At 66.7% G+C, this 22,232-nt stretch carries 16 protein-coding genes; 13 read left to right on the top strand and 3 right to left on the bottom strand.

All coding sequences use genetic code 11. The annotated features are described in order from the left end of the window. Nucleotides 1-225 precede the first annotated feature (225 nt). Nucleotides 226-399 (top strand): hypothetical protein, encoded by a 174-nt coding sequence (locus tag V6M49_RS09365; protein WP_167349832.1) that lies wholly within the window; start codon nt 226-228, stop codon nt 397-399. 235 nt (nt 400-634) lie between these two features. Then, the gene (locus tag V6M49_RS09360) at nt 635-1,588 is read left to right on the top strand and encodes a type IV toxin-antitoxin system AbiEi family antitoxin domain-containing protein (RefSeq protein WP_332760938.1); all 954 of its coding nucleotides are present in this window, start codon (nt 635-637) and stop codon (nt 1,586-1,588) included. A gap of 125 nt (nt 1,589-1,713) precedes the next feature. Here V6M49_RS09360 and V6M49_RS09355 read toward each other — a convergent pair whose 3' ends face one another. Continuing rightward, the gene (locus tag V6M49_RS09355) at nt 1,714-3,108 is read right to left on the bottom strand and encodes an 8-oxoguanine deaminase (protein WP_332760937.1); all 1,395 of its coding nucleotides are present in this window, start codon (nt 3,106-3,108) and stop codon (nt 1,714-1,716) included. Nucleotides 3,109-3,468: 360 nt separating this feature from the next. Between V6M49_RS09355 and V6M49_RS09350 the strand changes: the two genes are divergently transcribed. The 11 genes from V6M49_RS09350 (at nt 3,469) to V6M49_RS09300 (ending at nt 19,919) form a co-directional block, all read left to right on the top strand. Continuing rightward, on the top strand, nt 3,469-3,963 hold the full coding sequence (locus tag V6M49_RS09350) for a nucleoside deaminase (protein WP_332760936.1): 495 nt from the start codon (nt 3,469-3,471) through the stop codon (nt 3,961-3,963). 15 nt (nt 3,964-3,978) lie between these two features. Continuing rightward, nucleotides 3,979-5,505, top strand: a complete 1,527-nt coding sequence (locus tag V6M49_RS09345; RefSeq protein WP_246848832.1) for an NCS2 family permease — start codon at nt 3,979-3,981, stop codon at nt 5,503-5,505. 297 nt (nt 5,506-5,802) lie between these two features. Continuing rightward, nucleotides 5,803-7,092, top strand: coding sequence for an XdhC family protein (locus tag V6M49_RS09340; protein WP_332760935.1), 1,290 nt, complete (start codon nt 5,803-5,805; stop codon nt 7,090-7,092). Continuing rightward, a complete protein-coding gene (locus V6M49_RS09335) occupies nt 7,083-8,018 on the top strand; it encodes an FAD binding domain-containing protein (RefSeq protein WP_332760934.1) in 936 nt (311 codons plus the stop codon). The genes V6M49_RS09340 and V6M49_RS09335 overlap by 10 nt, the downstream gene beginning before the upstream one ends. Nucleotides 8,019-8,020: 2 nt before the next feature. Next, a complete protein-coding gene (locus V6M49_RS09330; RefSeq protein ID WP_332760933.1) occupies nt 8,021-10,849 on the top strand; it encodes a molybdopterin-dependent oxidoreductase in 2,829 nt (942 codons plus the stop codon). A gap of 195 nt (nt 10,850-11,044) precedes the next feature. Continuing rightward, nucleotides 11,045-12,613, top strand: coding sequence for an NCS1 family nucleobase:cation symporter-1 (locus V6M49_RS09325; protein WP_332760932.1), 1,569 nt, complete (start codon nt 11,045-11,047; stop codon nt 12,611-12,613). A 77-nt stretch (nt 12,614-12,690) separates the two neighbouring features. Then, complete coding sequence (locus V6M49_RS09320; RefSeq protein ID WP_141141676.1) at nt 12,691-13,434, top strand: aspartate/glutamate racemase family protein; 744 nt, start codon at nt 12,691-12,693, stop codon at nt 13,432-13,434. 42 nt (nt 13,435-13,476) lie between these two features. Further along, nucleotides 13,477-14,256 (top strand): SDR family oxidoreductase, encoded by a 780-nt coding sequence (locus V6M49_RS09315; RefSeq protein WP_141141675.1) that lies wholly within the window; start codon nt 13,477-13,479, stop codon nt 14,254-14,256. A gap of 220 nt (nt 14,257-14,476) precedes the next feature. Continuing rightward, entirely contained in the window at nt 14,477-15,985 is a 1,509-nt protein-coding gene (locus V6M49_RS09310) for a cation:dicarboxylate symporter family transporter (protein WP_332760931.1), read from the top strand. 156 nt (nt 15,986-16,141) lie between these two features. After that, nucleotides 16,142-16,765, top strand: a complete 624-nt coding sequence (locus V6M49_RS09305; RefSeq protein ID WP_141141673.1) for a Pr6Pr family membrane protein — start codon at nt 16,142-16,144, stop codon at nt 16,763-16,765. Nucleotides 16,766-17,039: 274 nt separating this feature from the next. Next, a complete protein-coding gene (locus V6M49_RS09300; RefSeq protein WP_332760930.1) occupies nt 17,040-19,919 on the top strand; it encodes a DUF7948 domain-containing protein in 2,880 nt (959 codons plus the stop codon). Between the two features lie 44 nt (nt 19,920-19,963). On the opposite strand, the gene nboR is transcribed toward V6M49_RS09300, so the two are convergent. Continuing rightward, on the bottom strand, nt 19,964-20,572 hold the full coding sequence (gene nboR, locus V6M49_RS09295; protein ID WP_332760929.1) for a nicotine blue oxidoreductase: 609 nt from the start codon (nt 20,570-20,572) through the stop codon (nt 19,964-19,966). Nucleotides 20,573-20,656: 84 nt separating this feature from the next. Further along, the coding region (locus tag V6M49_RS09290) for a transketolase-like TK C-terminal-containing protein (RefSeq protein WP_442959708.1) at nt 20,657-22,232 on the bottom strand (1,576 nt) is incomplete at its 5' end.

Genomic DNA, 22,232 nt, shown 5'->3' with positions numbered 1-22,232 from the left:
GGTTACGTGACCTGCGCCACGAAGTGAAAAAAGCGTAGCCCACTCCTGCCAGTGGTGTACATCACCTCCCTGGAATTGTTATGTACTTTCCGATTGTGACCGGCCGGGCGTGCGTCCGTGCGGCCGAGGTCTTGACGCCGATCCCGGACCCTCATAGAATTTCCACATAACAATAAAAGTTTTCCGAATTACGGAAAAGCCAACAGCAAGAACGAGGAGGAACAGATGGACTCGAAGGATAAGAACAACGTCGTGGATTTCCCGGCCCCCGGCCAGGAGCTGTACCTGCCGTTCGGCGCCACGGATCCCGACTTCTACATTCCGGCCGACTGTGACCGTGCAGGCGGGTTCTCCCGCTGGATGCGCGCGCTCCCGGTATTCGGCCGGCAGCGTCCCTAAGAGCTCCATCCCCAGCAGCCCCTCTCCTCGCAAGCTCGGACAGGGAACCCTGCGGCGGTGGGCCCTGTTCAGGGCGGACTCTGCGCAACAGAGTCAACGGGCGGGTGGCACCTGGGGAGGTGCCGCCCGCTTTTCCGTGCCTAGCCGTTCACGAGCCTCCGAGCCTGATCCGGCGTTATCCACATAGCACGAACTCCGCTGTCGCCCACCGGTAGTGCCGTTCGAGGCTTGTCCCATGACGAACAACGCGCAGTTGACGATGACTACGGGTGGCGTGCTGCCCACTGGAATGGACCTGTGGCGGACCGGCGAGCTGCAGGAGTCCGGGCTCAATGCACGCAAAGTATCGGCTTTGGTGCGAGCCGGCAGCCTGGTCAGGCTCCGCCGAGGTTGTTACATTCGCGGCAGCACGTGGGCGGGCCAAAAACCTTGGGTGCGCAGCCGGCAACTGATCGCCGCGCACGCTCACGGAACGCTCACGACGTCGGGCGGCGGCTTCGTCTACAGCCACACCTCGGCTGCCCGCCTCCACCGGTTGTACCTGTGGGACGTTGACGATTGTGTGCACGTCACCCAGGAGTCGGCTCCTTCGCGCACTTCCCATGGCCGCGACGTAGTCGCCCACACAAGGTCGCTGCAGACAGCGGACATTGTCTTCGTGGACGGCATGCCCTGCACTTCACTGGAGCGCACCGTGGTGGATTGCTGCCTCATGCTGACCAACAGGCAGGCCCTGGTGTTGATGGATCATGCCCTCAGGATGGGCGCTGACCTGGCGGAAATCCGTCGGATGAGTGCTTCGTTGGCGGGACGCAATGGCGTACGAACGCTGCGTCGAGCCATTGAGAACGCAGACGTGCGGTCGGAGTCACCGGGTGAGACGTTGACGCGTGAGTTGATTCACCGGCTCTGCATTGAAGCGCCCGAGCTCCAGGTGGTCGTATGGTCGCCGGAAGGCAAGCACCGGCTGGACTTCGCTTGGCGGGAGAAGAAGGTGGCACTGGAATTCGACGGCAAGGTGAAGTACTTCGACTACGAGCCAACCGACGAGGTCATCTACAAGGAGCGGCAACGTGAAAAGGCGCTGACCGAGGAGGGGTGGACATTCATCCGGATCAAGTGGCAGGACCTGTTCCAGGAACACGAGTTCAAGATGCGCGTCCTGCGGGCCCTCCGACATGCAGGTTAGCGGCGCCATTTCGATGGTTCCCTGCATACTCGATGGTTCGAACCATCGTCTGCGCAGGGAACCATCGAAACGGAGGGAGGTGGACGGTCCGGACGGAGCGGACGGAGCCCGCAGCCTGCCCTGGCCTAGCCGTTCACGAGCTTCCGGGCCGCGGCCGAGTGCTCCGCCATGAGCCCGGCGACGTCCAGGCCGGGGATCTGACCATCCACCACGCGCCATTGCCCGCCCACCATCACCCGGTCCGCGCGGTCCGCGCCGCACAGCAACAGTGCCGCAATGGGGTCGTGGCTCCCGGAGAAGCGCAGGTCGTCGAGGCGGAAGAGTGCCAGGTCGGCCTGCATCCCCGGCGCCAGTTGACCAATATCGGAGCGACCCAGCACGGCTGCCGAGCCCCGCGTCGCCCAGCCCAGCGCGCGCTCCACCGGCACGTCCGCGCCGTAGCGCAGCCGCTGCAGATAGAGCGCTTGCCGGGCTTCCAGGATCATGTTGGAGGCATCGTTCGACGCCGATCCGTCCACGCCCAGCCCCACGGGGACCCCGGCTGCCTCAAGTTCCAGCACACGAGCGGTGCCTGACGCGAGCCGCATGTTCGACGTCGGGCAGTGCGCGACGGCGGTGCCGGCGGCTCCCAGCCGGGCGATCTCGTCGTCGTTGAAGTGGATGCCGTGGCCCAGCCAGGTGCGGTTGCCCAGCCAGCCGACGCTCTCCAGGTAGTCCACGGTGCGCAGGCCGAACATCGAGAGGCAGAAGTCTTCCTCGTCAATGGTTTCGGCGAGGTGCGTGTGCAGCCGGACGTCCAGCCGCTCTGCCATCAAGGCGCTCTCGGCCATGATTTCCTTGGTCACCGAGAACGGCGAACACGGGGCCAGTGCAATCTGGATGACGGCACCGTCGCCGCGCTCGTGGTACTTCGAAATGAGGCGTTCGCTGTCCGCCAGGATGACCTCCGGCCGCTGCACGGTGGACTGCGGCGGCAGGCCGCCGTCGTCCGTTCCCAACGTCATGGAGCCGCGCGTGAGCGTGGCCCGCATGCCCAATTCGCGTACGACGCCGACCTCCACGTCGATCGCGTTCTCGAGTCCCGCGGGGAACAGGTAGTGGTGGTCGGCTGCCGTGGTGCAGCCGGAGAGCAGCAGCTCGGCCAGGGCCACCTTCACCGCGAGTTCCAGGCTGTCCGGTGTCAGGCGCGCCCAGACCGGGTAGAGGTTCTGCAGCCAGGGGAACAGCGGGGCGTTGGCCACCGGACCCCAGGCGCGCGTGAGGGTTTGGTAGAAGTGGTGGTGCGTGTTGATCAGGCCGGGCATCAGGACATGCGCGGAAGCATCGAAGACGGCGGAGCAGGGTGCGGACGGCTGCCCGCCGGCCGGAACCAGCTCGGCGATAATGCCGCCGCTGACCACGATGCCGCCACCGGCGTCGAGCCCGTTGGCGGTGAAAGTGGCGAGCGGGTTCTTGATCCAGAGCCTGGACGGGGATGGGACAGGGGATGAGACCGGGGACGGGGTAAGCGGGTGGGCCATGGATGGCTCCTTGTCTGGTCGGCAACAAATGCGTTCCAGCTCAGTTAGGCCCTGTCTGCTGATCCAGGTGGCGGCCTGCCCATGGGTAGCCGGTGGCAATCAGCGTAGGACGCACGCGGAAGCGCGTCAATGTGACCCGCTGAAACCTGAATTTCACATCACGAAATTAAGTTTCCAGAAAACTATGGCGCTGATCACAGGTCCGGTGCTAATCTCGATCTTGCCAAAGGCGGGCACCCGGACTCCGGGAAGCTATCTACCAGGCGAACCTTCAAAAGCACATGCTGAAGCCTGGTAGCCGTATCACTGGCGCGTCCCCGTCGGGTTACTGGGCTTCCTTGCCACTAAGGAAGTCGCAAAATGAGCACAACCGTCACGGCCGAACATTTCCTGGCCGCATCCATAAATCTGGCAACAGCCAACGTCCTGGACAGCGGCGGCCCGTTCGGCGCCGTCGTTGTCACCGCGGAAGGCCGCGCCTTCGAAGGCGTCAACCGGGTCACCGCCACAAACGACCCCACGGCCCACGCCGAGGTCACCGCCATCCGCAATGCCTGCCGCGAGCTCGGCACCTTCGATCTCAGCGGAGCCACCCTCTACACGAGCTGCGAGCCCTGCCCCATGTGCCTGGCCTCGGCCCTCTGGGCCCGGATCGGCAACGTGGTCTTCGCCGCCGACCGGCACGACGCAGCCTCCGTGGGCTTCGACGACGCGGTCTTCTACGAGTACTTCGAGAACGAGGACCGGGATGCACTGATGCCGGTCGCCAAGCTGGAACTGGGCGACCCCCAGGCTCCCGCCATCCTGGAACCGTTCAACACCTGGAACACGCTCGATTCCAGGATTGACTACTAGGATCCGGTGGCTGACATGACAATCCTGGACCCCGCAGAAATGCGAACCGCAGCTGAAAAGCAGGCTGCGCCCGAAGGCGCAGAGCACACGGCGGCACCCCGGCCCCCGGCGTCGAAATCCTTCCTGGATAGTTTCTTCCAGATCACCAAGCGTGGCTCCACGCTGGCCCGCGAATTCCGCGGCGGCATTGTCACGTTCTTCACGATGGCCTACATCGTGATCCTCAACCCGCTGATCCTGGGCGGTTTCTCGGCCGAGAACGCCCCCACGGACGTCGCCGGCGGCTGGCTCTCGGCAGCGCAGGTGGGGGCCGTTACCGGGCTCACCGCCGGCGTTATGACCATCGTGTTCGGCCTCGTCGCCAACCTGCCGTTCGGGCTCGCGGCGGGCCTGGGCATCAACTCGTTCCTGGCCGTGGCCGTCATCCAGGACGTCACCTGGCCCGAAGCCATGGGCCTGGTGGTCATCAACGGCATCCTGATTGTCCTCTTCGGCGCCACGGGTGCCCGGACGGCGATCTTCAAGGCAGTCCCCAAGGAACTCAAGGCCGCCATCACCGTTGGCATCGGCCTGTTCATCGCCTTCATCGGCTTCGTCGACTCCGGCTTTGTCCGCCCCACCAAAGGCGGCCCGCCGGTCCAGCTCGGCAACGACGGCTCCATCACCTCCATCCCCACCCTCGTCTTCATCGTCGGCCTGCTGGTCATGGGAATCCTCGTGGCCCGCAAGATCCAGGGCGGCCTCCTGATCGGCATCGTCGCCACCACCGCCCTCGCCGCCGTCGTCGAGGCCGTTATGCACATCGGACCCGGCAGCGCCGACAACCCCGGCGGCTGGCACCTCAACGTGCCCGTGCTCGCCGGCCAGCTGGTCTCCGCCCCGGACTTCAGCCTGGTGGGCCAGTTCGATCTCTTCGGCTCGTTCTCAAGGATCGGCGGCCTCGCGGCCACCATGCTGGTGTTCACCCTGGTGTTCACCAACTTCTTCGACGCCATGGGCACCATGACCGGGCTCGCCAAGAGCGCCGGAGTGGCGCACAAGGACGGCACGTTCCCCAGGCTGAAGTCGGCCTTCATCGTCGAAGGCATGGGCGCAGTGGTGGGCGGCGGAACGTCCGGCTCGTCCAACACCGTTTACATCGATTCCGCGGCCGGCATCGGCGAAGGTGCCCGTACCGGCCTGGCCTCCGTGGTCACCGGCGTGCTGTTCCTGGGCTCGATGTTCTTTACGCCGCTGACCTCGGTGGTGCCGCTCGAAGTGGCGGCAGCCGCCCTGGTGGTGGTGGGTGCCATGATGATGGCACAGATCCGCGAGATCAAGTTCAGCAAGTTCTCTATCGCACTGCCGGCCTTCCTGACCATCATCACCATGCCGCTGACCTACTCGATCGCCAACGGCATCGGCGTCGGATTCATCTCCTTCGCGGTCATCAGTGCGGCGTCCGGCCGGGCCGGCAAGGTCCATCCGCTCATGTGGGTGGTCACCGCGGGCTTCATCATCTACTTCGCCCGCGGGCCGATCAACGCCCTGCTGGGCGCGTAGGCCCCCGGCGTAACCGCCCATTCGGGCGCCTTAAACGGCGGTCCATCCGCACCCACCGCATCGAGTAGGCGTCCGCCGCCGTGGTCCACAGCACCGGAACCCACGACGGCGGGCGGCGGTGGAGTGCGGCTGGGCCGTCACGGACCGGGGCGGGATTAGAGGCCCCGCCCCGGTCCCCTCAAACAACTCCCGTGACTTTCCCTCTACACCAGCAAGGAATGAGATTATGAGGCAAGACCGCGCTCTGTTCCGGACAGGATTCCCGTCCGGGACCTCAGTGGTAAAGGACGTGTTGCCATGCTGGACCTAATACCTTCACTGGGAGGCTGGCGGCCCGCGGTCTCCGGCCAGCGCTGCGCCGTCGCCACCATCGTGGCCGCGGGCGGCTCCGTGCCCCGGCCGCTCGGCACGTCCATGCTTGTGTCGGAGCACGGGGACGTCCTGGGCAGCCTCTCCGGCGGATGCGTGGAGGGGGCCGTGGTGAACGCCGCCCTTGCAGTAATGCGCGACGGCGGCAGCCGCCTTGAGTCGTTCGGCTACAGTGCCGAGGACGCGTTCGCCGTCGGACTCTCCTGCGGAGGAGAGCTGGAGGTCCACATCCAGCCGCTCGGATCCTCGCTGGAGGCCATGGACTTCGCCATGCTGAACAGCCTGGCGGGCCGCCAGTCCACCACTGCCCTGGCACTGATCCGCCGGCTCGACGCCGGCGGGGGAGCCGTCGTCGTGCAGGATCCTGTGCGGTTCCGCGCCATGGAGTCCCCGGAACTTGCCCGGCTGGTGGGTGACCATCCCGCCACTGTTTACGCGGCAGCCGCCCAGCTCGAGCCGCTGCTCCAAGGCGGCCGCGCCGGTTTGGTCCGCGTGGCACCACCCGGCGGCTGCTCCGACAGCCGGGACCAGACCCACCCCGAACCCATCACCCTGTTCGTGGAAAGCCGGCTCCCGGCCGCGCGCATGCTGATCTTCGGCGCCAACGACTTCGGCGCCGCGCTGCTCCCGGCCGGGAAACTGCTGGGCTATGACGTCACCCTGTGTGATGCCCGGCCGGCTTTTTCGAACCAGCGCCGCTTCCTCGCCGCCGACCAGGTGGTCACTGACTGGCCGCACCGCTACCTTGCCGCAGAAGCAGCCGCAGGACGCGTGGACGGCCGCACCGTGGTGTGTGTGCTGACCCACGACCCGAAGTTCGACATCCCGCTGCTGGAAACCGCGCTTGGCCTGGGCCTCGCCTATGTGGGCGCCATGGGTTCACGGCGCAGCCACCGCCAGCGGATCGACGCGCTGCTCGCCGACGGCACTCCGGCGGAAGCGCTGGAGCGGCTCCATTCGCCCATCGGCCTGGATTTTGGCGCGGTCACCCCGGCCGAGGTCGCGGTGTCCATTACGGCCGAGATCATCGCCTCCCGCGGCCGGGCCGGACGGGGCAGCACCACGCCGGCGCCGCTCAAGGCGCCCTCTCTCAAGGACGGCAGCGGCCCCATCCACCCCACATCAGAACCCCGCACGCACGACCACCCCACCTCAGAACCCCCCACGCACGAACCCCGCTCTACGCACGAACCCCGCCAGGAGGACCCATGGACATGAACACCATCGAGGCCGTCGTGCCCACGACGGACCCCGCCGAATGGCGCGACGGCGATGCCTGGCTGGCCGGCGGCACGGTGCTGTTCTCCTACGGGAGTACGGTCCTGAAGCGGCTGCTGGACCTTGGCCAAGCGGGTTGGCCCGCCGTGACCGTGAGCGACGCCGGGATAGAACTGGCCGCCACGTGCACCGTCGCGGAGCTTTACGCCCTCCCGGGTTTGGACGAAGTTGCCGGCCGGGAGTGGCCGGGCCTGGACCTGTTCCGTCCCTGCTGCGACTCCTTCGTGGCATCGTTCAAGGTCTGGAACATGTCCACCGTGGGCGGCAACCTGTGCACCTCGCTCCCGGCCGGGCCAATGATCTCGCTCTGCGCAGGGCTGGACGCCACCGCCACCATCCTCGGCCCCGGCGGCAGCAGCCGCACGGTCCCGGTGGCCACGTTCATCACCGGGGACGGGCAAAACAGCCTGGCACCCGGCGAGCTCCTGCGCAGCATCCACTTGCCGGCGTCGGCCTTGTCCGCGAAGGTGGCCTTCCGGCGGCTCTCGCTCAGCAACCTCGGCCGTTCCGGAGTCCTGCTGATCGGACGGCGGGATGCCGACGGCGGCCTGGTCATCACCGTCACCGCCGCCACCAAACGTCCCGTGCAGCTGCGCTTCACCGCTGCCAAGATGGCTGGCCCGGCGGCCCTGGCGGCCGCCGTCGGGAAGGCCATTCCCGCGGAGCTGTACCACGACGACATCCACGGGCTGCCCGAGTGGCGCCGGGACATGACCCTCCGGCTTGCCGAGGAGATCCGTGCGGAACTGCTGGAGGAACGGCTCACCGTGTCGGGCGATTTCTGGACCGGCCGGCCGCACGCCACCTCGCCGCAGCCGAGCGCGCAACCCGACACAGCACAGAACAAGCAGCAGAAGGAGGCCTGAGCATGGCAATCGAAATCAACGGCACCGCCGCCCCGGCCACACCCCGCCCGGGCCAGTGCCTGCGCACGTTCCTGCGCGAACAGGGCAACTTCGGGGTCAAAAAAGGCTGCGACGGCGGCGACTGCGGTGCCTGCACCGTCCACGTGGACGGCACACCCGTGCACAGCTGCATCTACCCGGCCGTCCGCGCCGACGGCAAGGCCGTCACCACCATCGAAGGACTCGCCGGGACGTCCGGTGCAAGCGGCGGAGCGCTGCACCCCGTGCAGGAGCAGTTCCTGGCCGAACAGGGCTTCCAGTGCGGCTTCTGCACCGCCGGCATGATGATGACCGCAGCCACCTTCGACGACGAACAGAAAGCCAACCTGCCCCGCAGCCTCAAGGGCAACCTCTGCCGCTGCACCGGCTACCGTTCCATCGCGGACGCCGTGTGCGGGATCCGCGATAAGCACAATCACGACGACGGCGGCGCGGCAGCTTTGGGGAGCAGCGCGCCTACCGCCGCCGCAGCCCCCGCCGGGCAGCTCGGCGACAACGTGCCCGCCCCGGCGGGCCTCGCCGTCGTCACCGGCACCGCCCGCTACACCCTGGACGTCCCCGCCGACGAGCTAGAAGGCCTGCTGCACCTGAAGCTGCTCCGCTCACCCCACGCGCACGCGCGGATTGTCTCCATCGACAGGACGGCCGCGCTCCAGGTGCCCGGCGTCGTCGCGGTCTTCACCCACGAGGACGCCCCGGCGCAGCATTTTTCCACCGCCCAGCACGAGCTCTACACGGACGATCCCGACGACACCCGCGTCCTCGATGACGTGGTGCGGTTCATCGGCCAGCGTGTGGCCGCCGTCGTGGCCGAATCGGTGGGTGCCGCCGAAGCCGGGGCCCGCGCCCTGCAGGTGGAATACGAGCTGCTGGACACCGTCTTCAGCCCGCAGGACGCCATGCTCCCCGGCGCTCCGGCACTGCACGGGGACAAGGACGCACTGAAGGCCCGGATCTCGCGGCCGAGACAGAACGTCGTGGCCGAGCTGCACTCGGAGCTGGGCAGTGTGGCGGACGGTTTCGCCGCTGCCGACTTCATCCATGAGCACACGTACAGGACGCAGCGCGTGCAGCACGTCGCCCTGGAGACGCACTCCTCCATCGCCTGGCTCGACGAGGAAGACCGCCTCGTGGTCCGCACCTCCAGCCAGGTCCCGTTCCTGGTCCGGCGCACACTGGGCCGGGTGTTCGACCTGCCGGAGGACCGCATCCGCGTGGTGGCCGGCCGAGTGGGCGGCGGCTTCGGCGGCAAGCAGGAAGTGCTCACCGAGGACCTCGTAGCCCTCGCCGCGCTCACGCTGCGCCAGCCCGTGCAGGTGGAGTTCACGCGGACGGAGCAGTTCACCGCCACCACCACGCGGCACCCCTTCACCATCAAGCTCAAGGCAGGCGCCAGCAAGGACGGGCTCCTCACCGCGCTGCAGCTGGACGTGGTCACCAACACCGGCGCGTACGGCAACCACGCCCCCGGTGTGATGTTCCACGGCTGCGGGGAATCGCTGGCCGTGTACAAGTGCGCCAACAAGAAAGTGGACGCGCATGCCGTCTACACCAACACTGTGCCTGCCGGGGCGTTCCGCGGCTACGGGCTGAGCCAGACGATCTTCGCGATCGAGTCGGCCATCGATGAGCTGGCTGTCGGCATCGGGATGGATCCCCTGGAATTCCGGCGCCGGAACATGGTGCGCGAAGGCGATGACATGCTCTCCACCAACCCCGAGCCCGAGGAAGACGTCCACTACGGCAGCTACGGCCTGGACCAGTGCATCTCCCTGGTGCGAGATGCCCTGGACCGCGGCAAGCAGCGCTACCGCGACGCCGGCCTCGACGACCTCGGCCCGGACTGGGTCACCGGCGAAGGTTCCGCGCTGTCCATGATCGACACCGTCCCGCCCCGCGGCCACTTCGCCCACACCCGCGTGAGCCTGCTCCCGGACGGAACGTTCGCGGCCGACGTCGGGACCGCCGAATTCGGTAACGGCACCACCACCGTGCACGCGCAGCTGGCCGCGACGGCGCTGTCCACCACGGCAGCCAAGGTGTCCGTGCGGCAGTCCGATACCGACCTGGTGGAGCACGACACCGGCGCGTTCGGGTCGGCCGGGACGGTGGTGGCCGGCAAGGCCACCCTGATGGCGGCTACCGAGCTGGCCTCCCGGATCGTCACCGTCGCCGCGGCGCTGACCGGCGTGCCGGAGACCGAATGTGTGCTCGACGACGGCGGCGTGGACTGTGCCGGACGGCGGGTTCTGCTCGCGGACATCCACGTCGCCGCGTTGCACCAGGGCGTCCAGCTCGCCGTCGAGGGCCACTGGGACGGGACCCCGCGATCGGTGGCGTTCAACGTCCACGGGTTCCGGGTGGCGGTCAACACCGGCACGGGGGAGCTGCGGATTCTCCAGAGTGTCCAGGCAGCCGACGCCGGCGTGGTGGTTAATCCGCGGCAGTGCCGCGGCCAGATCGAGGGAGGAATCGCGCAGGCGCTGGGCGCTGCACTGTATGAGGAGGTCCGGGTGGACGACGTCGGCCGGGTCACCACGGACATCCTGCGGCAGTACCACATCCCGTCCTTCGCGGACGTGCCGCGCAGCGAGGTCTACTTCGCCTCCACCAATGACAAGGTGGGCCCGCTCGGGGCGAAATCCATGAGCGAAAGTCCGTTCAACCCGGTGGCCCCCGCCCTGGCCAACGCCATCCGGAACGCGACGGGGGTCCGGTTCGCGGAGCTGCCGATCGGCCGGGACAAGATCTACCTGGGCTTGAAGGAAGGAGCCGCAGTTCCGTCCCGCTGACACCGTTGCTGACCGTTTGTGACTGGCCGCGTTTCGGCAACCCCTTGACTGATGCGTGACCTGGGTCATACCGTTATTTCACTACTCGATACCCATTTTCCGCATTGTGGAAAAGCAACGACGCTTCTGCCGGTAATTCCGGCATAAATCCCACAGCGGAACACATGGAAGACATCTTCAAGAAGTGAGATCACGATGCAGACAACCCCGTTGACCGGCGTTGAACCGGCACCCGAGACAGCAGTTGACCTGGACAAAGCAGCCCACCCCTCCGTGGGTGTCGACACGCTTTGCGACATAGCCAGCGCCGCCTCCGGCACAACCATCAGCCCCACCCTCTACAACATCGACCTTGCCCCGACGAAGCGGGAAGGCCGCCGCTGGACCGGCTACAGCATTTTCACTCTGTGGGCCAACGACGTCCACAGCCTTGGCAACTACGCCTTTGCCATCGGGCTCTTCGCCCTCGGGCTGGGCGGCTGGCAGATCCTGCTCGCCCTGGGAGTCGGCGCCGTCCTGCTGTTTGCGCTCCTCAGCTTGTCCGGCTTTATGGGCGTAAAGACCGGTGTCCCGTTCCCCGTCATGAGCCGGATCAGCTTCGGCATCAGGGGCGCCCAGATTGCCAGCCTCCTGCGCGGGGCAGTGGCCGTGGCCTGGTTCGGCATCCAGACGTACCTCGCGTCCGTGGTGCTCAGGGTCATGCTCGTGGCCATGGTTCCCTCGCTGCAGGAGCTCGACGCCAACTCCATTCTCGGCCTGTCCACGCTGGGCTGGGCTTCGTTCGTATTCCTCTGGATCGTCCAGCTGATCATCGTCAGCTTCGGCATGGAGATGATCCGCAAGTATGAGGCCTTCGCCGGCCCCATCATCCTGGTCACCATGGCGGCCATCGCCGTCTGGATCTTCGTCGAAGCTGGCGGCTCCATCGCCTGGGCCGGGGACAACGCCCTCGAAGGCGGCGACATGTGGCGCACCATCTTCGCCGGCGGAGCCCTGTGGGTGGCCATCTACGGAACGTTCGTCCTGAACTTCTGCGACTTCACCCGGTCCGCCGTCTCCAAGCAGGCCGTGGTTCGCGGCAACTTCTGGGGCATCCCCATCAACATGCTCCTCTTCGGCGCGATCGTTGTGGTGATGGCCGGTGGACAGTTCAAGATCAACGGCACTGTCATCCAGAGCCCGTCGGACATCGTCCAGACCATCCCGAATACGCTCTTCCTTGTCCTGGCCTGCCTTGCCCTGCTGATCCTGACCATCGCCGTGAACCTGATGGCCAACTTTGTGGCACCCGTCTATGCCCTGACCAACCTCTTCCCGAAGCACCTGAACTTCCGCAAGGCGGCCTGGGTCAGCGGCACCATCGGCCTCATCATCCTGCCGTGGAACCTGTACAACAACCCGCTCGTCATCGTGTACTTCCTGGGCGGACTCGGAGCCCTGCTCGGCCCGCTGTTCGGCGTTGTTATGGCCGATTACTGGCTGCTGCGCCGCGGCAAGGTCAACGTCCTTGAGCTCTACTCCGAGGACCCGGCAGGTGCCTACTACTACAAAAAGGGTTACAACCCCCGGGCCATCATTGCCATGGTGCCTGCTGCCGCCATTGCACTCCTGATCGCCTTTGTCCCGGCACTGGAAGCGGCCGCCCCGTTCGCGTGGTTCGTCGCGGCCGGCATCGCCGCGGTGGTCTACTACGTCATCTCGGACCGCAGGCAGCGGCTCGACGACGTCGACGGCGAGTCGATCGCCGTCGCCAGCACCCACTGACCCCCGCGCCGGCCAACCCCCGCGCCGGCCAACCCCCGCGCCAGCCAACCAACCTGTCCCGAAAGAGGAAAAGCACCATGCGCATCCTTGTGGCCAACGTCAACACCACACAGTCCATGACCGATTCCATCGCCGCGCAGGCAAAACAGGCCGCGCTGCCGGACACGGAGATTGTGGGAATTACTCCGCGCTTCGGCGCAGACTCCTGCGAGGGAAACTTTGAGAGTTACCTCGCAGCGATCGCGGTGATGGACGCCGTCGTCAACTACCCGGAGCCGTTCGACGCCGTCATCCAGGCCGGCTACGGCGAGCACGGCCGCGAAGGGCTCCAGGAGCTCCTTGACGTTCCGGTGGTGGACATCACCGAGGCGGCCGCGAGCACCGCGATGTTCCTGGGCCACAAGTACTCCGTGATCACCACCCTGGACCGGGCCGTGCCGCTGATCGAGGACCGGCTGAAGCTGGCCGGCCTCGACGCCCGGTGCGCCTCGGTCCGGGCCAGCGGCATGGCCGTCCTGGAGCTGGAGGAGGAGCCGGAGCGCGCTGTGGAAGCCATCATCGAACAGGCGCTGCTGGCTGTCCGCGAGGACAAGGCGGAAGTCATTGTCTTGGGCTGCGGCGGCATGGCCGGCCTGGACGAGGAAATCCGGAAGCGTGCCGGGGTCCCCGTGGTGGACGGTGTGGCGGCTGCGGTCACCATCGCTGAATCGCTGGTCCGGCTGCGGCTGAGCACCTCAAAGGTCCGGACCTACGCCACCCCGCGGCCCAAGACCGTCATAGGCTGGCCAATAACGGCAGCGGACGTGCCCGCTGCGCCCTAAGCCGGCGATCAACAGCCCGGCCATCAACCCAAGGAGCGACCCATGGCTGCAACCCACCGGCCCGCACATCCCCACCGGCCGGCACCGGTCGCCGTCGTTACCGGCGCAGGCTCCGGGATTGGCAGGGCGGTGGCGCGGCTCCTGCTGGCCGACGGGTACCGCGTGGTGTTGGCCGGCCGCCGTGAGGCTCCGCTGCTGGAGTCGGCGGCCGGCCACCGCCAGGCGCTGACGGTGCCCTGCGACGTAACAGTGCCCGACGACGTCGAGCGCCTTTTCGCCGCGGCACTCGGGAAGTGGGGGAGGGTTGACCTCCTGTTCAACAACGCCGGAGTGTTCGGCCCGGCCGCGTCGGTGGATGAAATCAGCGTGGCCGACTGGGACGCGGTGGTGGCGGTGAACCTGACCGGCTCGATGCTGTGCGCCGCCGCGGCCGTCCGGGCCATGAAATCCCAGGAGCCGCAGGGCGGCCGGATCATCAACAACGGGTCCATTTCAGCGCATTCGCCGCGGCCGCGGACGGTGGCCTACACGGTCACCAAGCACGCCATGACGGGCCTGACCAAAAGCATCGAGCTGGACGGCAGGGGCTTCGGCATCACCTGCGGCCAGATCGACATCGGCAACACGGCCACGGACATCATGTCCACCATCGGCGTGGACTCCGGCGCCCTGCAGGCTGACGGCAGCCGCAGGGTGGAGCCCACTTTCCCGGTGCAGGACGCCGCGCGGGCCGTGCTCCTGATGGCCGGCATGCCGCCGTCGGCCAGCGTGGGCTCCGTGGTGATCACGGCCGCCGGCATGCCGTTCATCGGCCGCGGCTGACAAAGAATAATCCACGCCTTTCCGCTGCGGAAGCGGACGTCCGCGCCGGTGTTTCGCCGGGCGGGCGTCCATTTCGGTAGCGGATTTTTCATCGCCCAGGAATTTCACATATTTCCACATTGTGAAAATACAATTTCCCCTTGCGGAATCGTGTGACCGGGGTTACGTTTGAAACAGACCCCGATCTCCGGGGCTGTTCCCGATTGATAGGTACAGATCAATGAAGATCCCAGATTCCGCGGCGCTGAAGGCGAGTTCGGCCCCGCAGAAGAAGAAGCCCCTGTATAGGTCGCTCTTCTTCCAAATTCTGATCGCCGTCGTGGCAGGTGTTCTTATCGGACATTTCTGGCCGAACCTTGGCTCGCAGCTGAGGCCGCTCGGTGATGGATTCATCCAGCTCATTAAAATGATCATCGCGCCGCTGATTTTCCTGGTGATCGTCACCGGCATCTCGGCCGTAGGCGACGTCAAGGCGGTCGGAAGGGTCGGAGTCAAAGCCCTTCTCTACTTCACCGCGGCCACGCTCTTCGCGCTGGTCTTCGGCCTGATCGTAGGCAACATCGTCCAGCCCGGTGCCGGGCTGAACATTGATCCCAACACCCTCTCCCAGGAAGCGCTGACCGCCAAGACCGGCAATGCCGTGCCCAAGGACGCCGCCCACTTCATCCTGGACGTCATCCCCACCAGCGTCATCGGAGCCTTCGCGAGCAACAGTCTCCTGCAGGTCCTGTTCTTCTCGGTCTTCTTCGGAGCAGCCATCGTCGTTATCGGACGCGAGCGCTGCATGCCTGTCGTCAGCCTCATGGAGACCGTCCTGGAGCTCATCTTCAAGATCATGTCCTGGATCATGAAGGTTGCCCCGATCGGTGCTTTCGGTGCCATGGCATTCATCATCGGCCAGTACGGGCTGGACACGCTCAGCACCTATGCGTTGCTCATTGCCGCCTGCTACGGCGCGGCCATCGTCTTCATCGGCCTGCTGTTCCTCGTGGCCTGGGGCTTTGCCCGCGTCCCGCTGTGGCACTTCCTGAAGTACACCCGCGAGGAATTCCTGCTGGCGCTCGGCACCGCCTCCACCGAGGCTGTGATGCCGCGCATCATGACCAAGCTGACCAACGCCGGCTGCTCCCGCGCCACCACCGGCCTGGTGGTGCCCACCGGCTATTCGTTCAACCTCGACGGCGCCGCAATCTACCTTTCGATCTCCCTGCTCTTCCTGGCGCAGGCCTTCGGCCACAACCTGGACCTCGGCCAGCAGCTGGCCGCGCTCGGCGTCCTGCTGCTGACCTCCAAGGGCATGGCCGGCGTACCCGGTTCATCGTTCCTGGCTCTCTCCGCCACCGCCGCAGCACTAGGGATCTTCCCCGTCGCCGGCGTGGCCCTGCTGCTCGGTGCCGACCGCCTCATGGACTCCATGCGGGTGGTGGTGAACCTCCTGGGCAACTGCGTCGCCACGTTCGTCGTCTCCAAGTGGGAGGGACAGTTCGACCGGAGCGTTATGGTCAGGGCGTTCAACGGCGAGATCACCAACCACGATTCCGCCATCATGCTTGGCGTCGAGGAAGAGTTCGAAGACCAGGAGCTTGAGCGGATCAGCGGCGGACAGGAGCCGTCGCCCAAGTTCCGCGGCGGACCGAACCCGGAAGAGATCCGCGAGTTCCACATGAGGCGGCCCACCCACGCCGCTGCCGCCCCTGATGGCTCGTCCGACGCAGGTGGCGGACAGTAACTTCCGCTCCCGGATCTCCGGCTGACCATAGACCCAACGCCCGGAACCCCGCCCCTGATTAGGGGCGGGGTTCCTTGCGTCTGGAATTGACCACGCCCATTCAACTTTGGAGTGTCGAACCGCGTCTGAGCTGGGGATTCGGCAAGGATTGGGCCTATGACCAAGAGAACTGTGCTTATCGGGGGACGCTTTTTCTTTGGCCTTTTGACGTTGGTGGCGGTGGGAACACAGCTGACAGTTCATTTGGGCATGGGTTACGACGTCTGGAACTTCTTCAGCTACTTCACAAATTTGTCCAACATCTTCGCCGCGTTGGTGCTTCTCATCAGCGGCTACAGGGTGCTGATCCGCAAACGCCCCAGCGAAATCGACGACGTCACGCGCGGCACGGCAACCATCGCCATGGCCGTGGTGGGACTCGTGTTCGGTGCGCTGCTCGCCGGGGAAGATCTCGGCTCGCTGCTGCCGTGGGTCAACTTCGTGGTGCACTACCTGATCCCGGTGGTCATGGTGGTGGACTGGCTCTTCCAACCGCCGCGGGCCACGCTCACGGTCAAGCACATCTGGTACTGGCTGCTCTACCCCGTCGGCTACCTGGTCTACAGCCTGGTCCGCGGGGCGTTGGTGAACTGGTACCCGTACTGGTTCGTCGACCCCGCGCGGGCAGGTGGCTGGGGCGGGGTGCTGGTGTTTGCCCTCGCCATTTCCGTCGGCTTCCTGGTAGTGAGCCTGGCGATGCTGTGGCTCGGTAACAAGCTCAAGCGGCAGGTGGATTACTAGGCCCGCATGTAATAACGAGTACTCACTACTCGTGTGCGCTGAGGTCAAGTCGGGTTGAATGATGGCACGCCGTGCATCGGAACTTCGTGGGGGCTGCAGGGGTCGGCGTGCTCATGTCCGTGTTCGCCGCCCGTGCGCTGGGTACGTGGTCGGGACATCCGAAGTAGAGGGTAGGGCCATGTCGGTTGGGATTGCATACTCGCGTGAGGGATCGATCGACTGGGGCGGGTTCCCCGGATCCCGGGTCGGGGGCAGACATTGGCTAGGGTTCACCGTGGGCCTGATCGTCCTTGCCCTGCTCGCCGTCGCGTCGGTCGTGTTGACGCCGACAGCCGCGGGAGTCGCTGGAGGCCGCGAGCTGGCGGCGGCCGGGCCGGTGCCTGCCGCCCAAGCTTTAGGCCTTCCCCAGCCCGGGGTTCCGGGGTCGGCCGGCCTCTCACCGGCGGACAGGGAGCGCGCCGTCGACGCCTACGGGAAGCTGCCGCTGTCCTTCGTCCCGAACGCCGGCCAAACCGACCAGAGCGTGCGCTACTACTCGCAGGGCGCCGGCTTCAGCTTCTTTTTCACACAGGACAAGGCCATCCTTTCCTTTGCGAAGGGTGCGCGCGGCCAGGCGCTCGAGCTTCAGTTCCTCGGCTCCAGCGCGGCCGCGACCCTCGAGGCGACTGACAGCGGGCCCGGGACGGTGAACTACCTGACGGCGGGTGCGAGCCACACGAACCTGCCCACCTACCAGCAACTGACCTACCGCGAGCTGTGGCCGGGCATCGACATGGTCTTCCGGGGACAGGGCGGCGAGCTCAAGTACGAGTTCCACCTGCGCCCGGGGGCCGACCCCGGCGACATCCGCCTCGGGTACGCCGGAGCCGACGGCCTGTCCGTGGGCGGGGACGGGGCGCTGCTCGTCGACACGCCGCTGGGCGCCTTGCGGGACTCTGCCCCCACCAGCTACCAGCTCACCGACGGCAGGCAAGGCGCGGTCGAGAGCCGCTACGCGCTCGAAGGCCACTCCTACGGCTTCGCGCTCGGCCACTACGACCGAACCCAGGCGCTGGTGATCGACCCCAGCCTCGCGTACTCGACCTTCCTCGGGGGGAGCGCTGACGACTTCGGCTTGGGCGTCGCCGTGGACGCCGCCGGCAACGCGTACGTGAGCGGGTCCACCAGTTCCGCGGACTTCCCCACCACCGCTGGCGCCCACGACACCAGCCTCAGCAGCTCTGACGTGTTCGTCACCAAGCTGAACGCCGCCGGCACCGGCCTCGTCTACTCCACCTATCTCGGCGGATCCGGCTCCGAGTTCGGCGGCTACGTCGCCCTTGACGGCATGGGGAACGCCTACGTGACCGGCACGACCCAATCAGCGGACTTCCCCACCACCGTCGGCGCCCACGACACCAGCCTCACCGGCTTTAATGACGTCTTCGTCACCAAACTGAACACCGCCGGCACAGCACTCGTCTACTCGACTTACCTCGGCGGGACCGGCACGGCCGTCGGCGACCAGGGCAACGGCATTGCCCTGGACGCCCTGGGGAGCGCCTACGTGACCGGAATGACCGAGTCTGCGGACTTCCCCACCACGCTCGGCGCCTTTGACACGACCCTCGGCGGGTTTCGCGATGTGTTCGCCACGAAGCTGGACCCCACGGGCTCGGCACTGGCCTACTCGACTTACCTTGGCGGAAGCGGAGCCGAGGGTAGTGGAGGAATCGTCGTTGACGCAGCGGGGAGCGCCTACGTTGGCGGACTGACCCCCTCGGCGGACTTCCCCACGACGCTCGGCGCGTTCGGGACCACCTTCAATGGCGGTTTCGACGCCTTCGTCACCAAGCTAAATCTCGCCGGTACCGGCCTCGTCTACTCGACGTACGTCGGCGGGAGCGGCTTTGAGTTCGGCACTGCGACTACGAGGATCGCGATCGACGGGACCGGGAGCGCCTACGTGACCGGCCAGACGGGTTCGACGGACTTCCCCACCACCGCCGGTGCATTCGACACGAGCCTTGGCGGGCCCAATGATGCGTACGTGACCAAGCTGAACGCCGCCGGCACCGGCCTGGACTACTCGACCTACCTCGGAGGGAGCGGCTCGGAAGCTGGCAGCGGCGTCGCTGTCGACGCCTCGGGCAGCGCCTCTGTGACCGGCCAAACGTTCTCGGCCGACTTCCCCACCACGGCCGGTGCCTTCGACACTACCTTCAATGGCGGCAGCGGCGACGCCTTCGTCACCAAGCTCTCGCCCACCGGGTCGAGCCTCATCGATTCGACGTACCTCGGGGGGAGCGGATCGGACTCCGGCGCCAGCATCGCCGTCGACGCGGCTGGCAACACCTACGTGACCGGGACCACCGGCTCCGCCGGCTTCCCCACGACGCTCGGCGCCTTCGACACGACCCTCGGCGGGATTCGCGACGTGTTCGTCACTAAGCTCCCTTCCGGCGCAGGTCCAGGCGCGCCGGCGACGCTTACGCTCGCGCCTACGGCAGACACCAACGACGTCGCCACCCAGCACTGCGTGACGGCGACGGTGGAGGACGCGGTGGGCAGCCCGACGCCGACCATCACCGTGCGCTTCACGGTCACCGGGTCGGTCAACACGAGCGGCTCGGACACCACCGACGCGAACGGGGAGGCGACCTTCTGCTACGTGGGCCCCGAACTCCCGGGCGCGGATGCGATCAGCGCGTTCGCCGACACTGACAACGACACCATGCAGGACCCAGGCGAGCCCTCCGACACGGCCACCAAGGTCTGGACGCTCCCGGCCACAACCCCGCTCTGCCAGGTCAACATCACAAACGGTGGCACGATCGTCGCCAACAACGGCGACAAGGCATCCTTCGGCGGCAACGCCCAGTCGAACGCCGCCGGCAGCGTCAAGGGCCAGCAGCAGTACCAGGACCACGGGCCCGCCCAGCCGCAGAAGGTGAAGTCGATCCAGATCCTGGCGTTGACCTGCAACGCGCAGCGCACACAGGCGACGATCTTCGGCCGCGCCACCATCAACGGCCAGGGCTCGCACCTGTTCCGGATCGACGTCCAGGACCTCGGCGAGCCCGGCCGTGGTATCGACACCTACCGGATCCTGCTCGGCACCGGGTACGACTCGGGCTCGCACACGCTCAAGGGCGGCAACATCCAGATCCGCTAGCCCGGACCGCTCGCGGCCGTGTGGTTCAACTTGACTGAGCCGGGTTAACCGAGGAGGTGCAGCTGCTCGGGGGTGTCGAGGTCTTCGCCGCCGGAGAGGTCGCTGCAGTCCACGAGGTCGATCAGCCCCGAGTGCTCCTGGAGGAAGAGGCGTGCCCCGGCGTCGCCCGTTGCCGTTTCCGCGGCTTGAGCACGCAGGCTGGAATCCAGGAGCAGCGGGTGTCCCCGCTGTAGTTTCCCGTCCGTGCCACGGTAGGCGGCGGCCGTCACGCGGCCGGGCCGGTGGGAGGCCAGCAACCGGGCAACGGTCTCGGTGGCCAGGCCTGGCTGGTCCACGAGCGCGATGAGCACATGGTCCCCCGGGGCTGCTGCGGTAACTCCCGCCCGGAACGAACTTCCCATTCCGCTGGCCCAGTCCGGGTTGTCGATGACCCGGTGCCGGCTGAGATCGGTGGCGGCGCGGACCGTTGCCGCTTCCGCTCCGAGCACCGTCACCACCTCCCGGCAGCCGCCTGCGAGCAGCACGTCGGCCAGCACTTCAACCAGCGTGCGGCCCTGGAACCGGAGCAAAGCCTTGGGGCCGAGCCCCAGCCGCGTTCCGGCGCCGGCGGCAAGCAGCACCGCCGTCGTGCGTTGTTCGTCCAGGTCAGCCATCGCCCCAGCCTATCCAGCCACATGACAGTTGACGGCAGTGTTCCACGGGAACACTGCCGTCAACTGTTGTCTGGATGAGGGGGGTCAGGCGTCGCCTCCGGTGCCGCCGGTGGTCCCGGCGTTGACGTCCAGGAGCTTGTAGCGGTCCAGCGCGTAGGCGGGCACGCCGCCGTCCACTTCCCCGCGGGAGGCCAACAGCTGCAGGGTCTTCACCACAATCGAGTGGGTGTCGTTCTTGAAGAAGCGGCGGGCTGCTGCGCGGGTGTCGGAGAAGCCGAAGCCGTCGGCTCCGAGGGAGGCGAACTGGTGCGGGAGGAACTGGCGGATCTGGTCCGGGACGGCCTTCATGTAGTCGGTCACGGCCACCACGGGCCCCTGCGCATCGGCGAGCTGCTGGGCAACGAACGGTATGCGGGCGGGCTTGCCCGGGTTCAGGAACGCCTCTTCCTCGGCGGCGAGCCCGTCGCGGCGCAGTTCGTTCCAGGACGTGACGGACCAGACGTCGGCGGAGACGCCCCAGTCCTCGGCGAGGATCCGCTGGGCATCCAGGGCCCACGGGACGGAGACACCGGAGGCCAGGATCTGGCTCTTGGGCCCTTCGATACCCGACGCCGACACCCGGTAGATGCCTTTCAGCACACCGTTGACGTCGAGGTTCTCAGGTTCGGCCGGCTGGGAGATCGGCTCGTTGTAGACCGTGATGTAGTACATGAGGTTCTTATCGGATGCAGGTCCGGTTCCATCGCCGCTTGCGGCCGGCCCGTACATTCGCTCGATGCCGTCCCGGATGATGTGGCCCATCTCGTACCCGTACGCGGGGTCATAGGTGAGGACGGCCGGGTTGGTGGAGGCCAGGATCGGGGAGTGGCCGTCGGCGTGCTGGAGGCCTTCGCCGGTCAGCGTGGTCCGCCCGGCGGTGGCGCCGATGATGAAGCCGCGGGTCATCTGGTCCGCGGCGGCCCAGAAGGCGTCGCCGGTGCGCTGGAAACCGAACATGGAGTAGAACACGTACACCGGGATCAGCGGTACGCCGTGCGTGGCGTAGGAAGTTCCCGCGGCGGTGAACGCCGCGACCGCCCCTGCTTCGTTGATGCCGGGGTGGATCAGCTGGCCCTGGGCCGATTCCTTGTAGGCCAGGACCAGGTCCCGGTCCACGGAGAGATAGGCCTGGCCGCCCGGATTGTAGATCTTGGCCGTGGGGAAGAACGCGTCCATGCCGAAGGTCCGGGACTCATCCGGAACGATGGGGACAATGCGGTTTCCGAACTTCTTATCCCTGAGCAGGTCCTTGAGCAGGCGCACGAAGGTCATGGTGGTGGCGGCCTGCTGCTTCCCGGAACCGCGCTTGGCAACCTCGTAGGTCTTGGCGTCCGGCAGCTCCACCGGCGTGTGGTCAGGCCGGCGTTCGGGGACGAAGCCGCCTAGGGCGCGGCGGCGCTCCATCATGTACTGAATCTCGGGGGAGTCGGTGCCGGGGTGGTAGTACGGGGGCCGGTAGAGGTCCGCGTCGAGCTGTTCGTCCGTGATGGGGATCCGGAGGTGGTCGCGGAACTTCTTCAGGTCATCGAGGGTGAGCTTTTTCATCTGGTGGGTCGCGTTGCGGCCCTCGAAGTGGGGTCCGAGCCCGTAGCCCTTGACCGTTTTGGCCAGGATCACGGTG

This window comes from Pseudarthrobacter sp. (assembly GCF_036675385.1).
In the GTDB taxonomy this organism is placed as follows: Bacteria; Actinomycetota; Actinomycetes; order Actinomycetales; family Micrococcaceae; genus Arthrobacter.
This window is presented reverse-complemented; position numbering and strand designations above follow the sequence as displayed.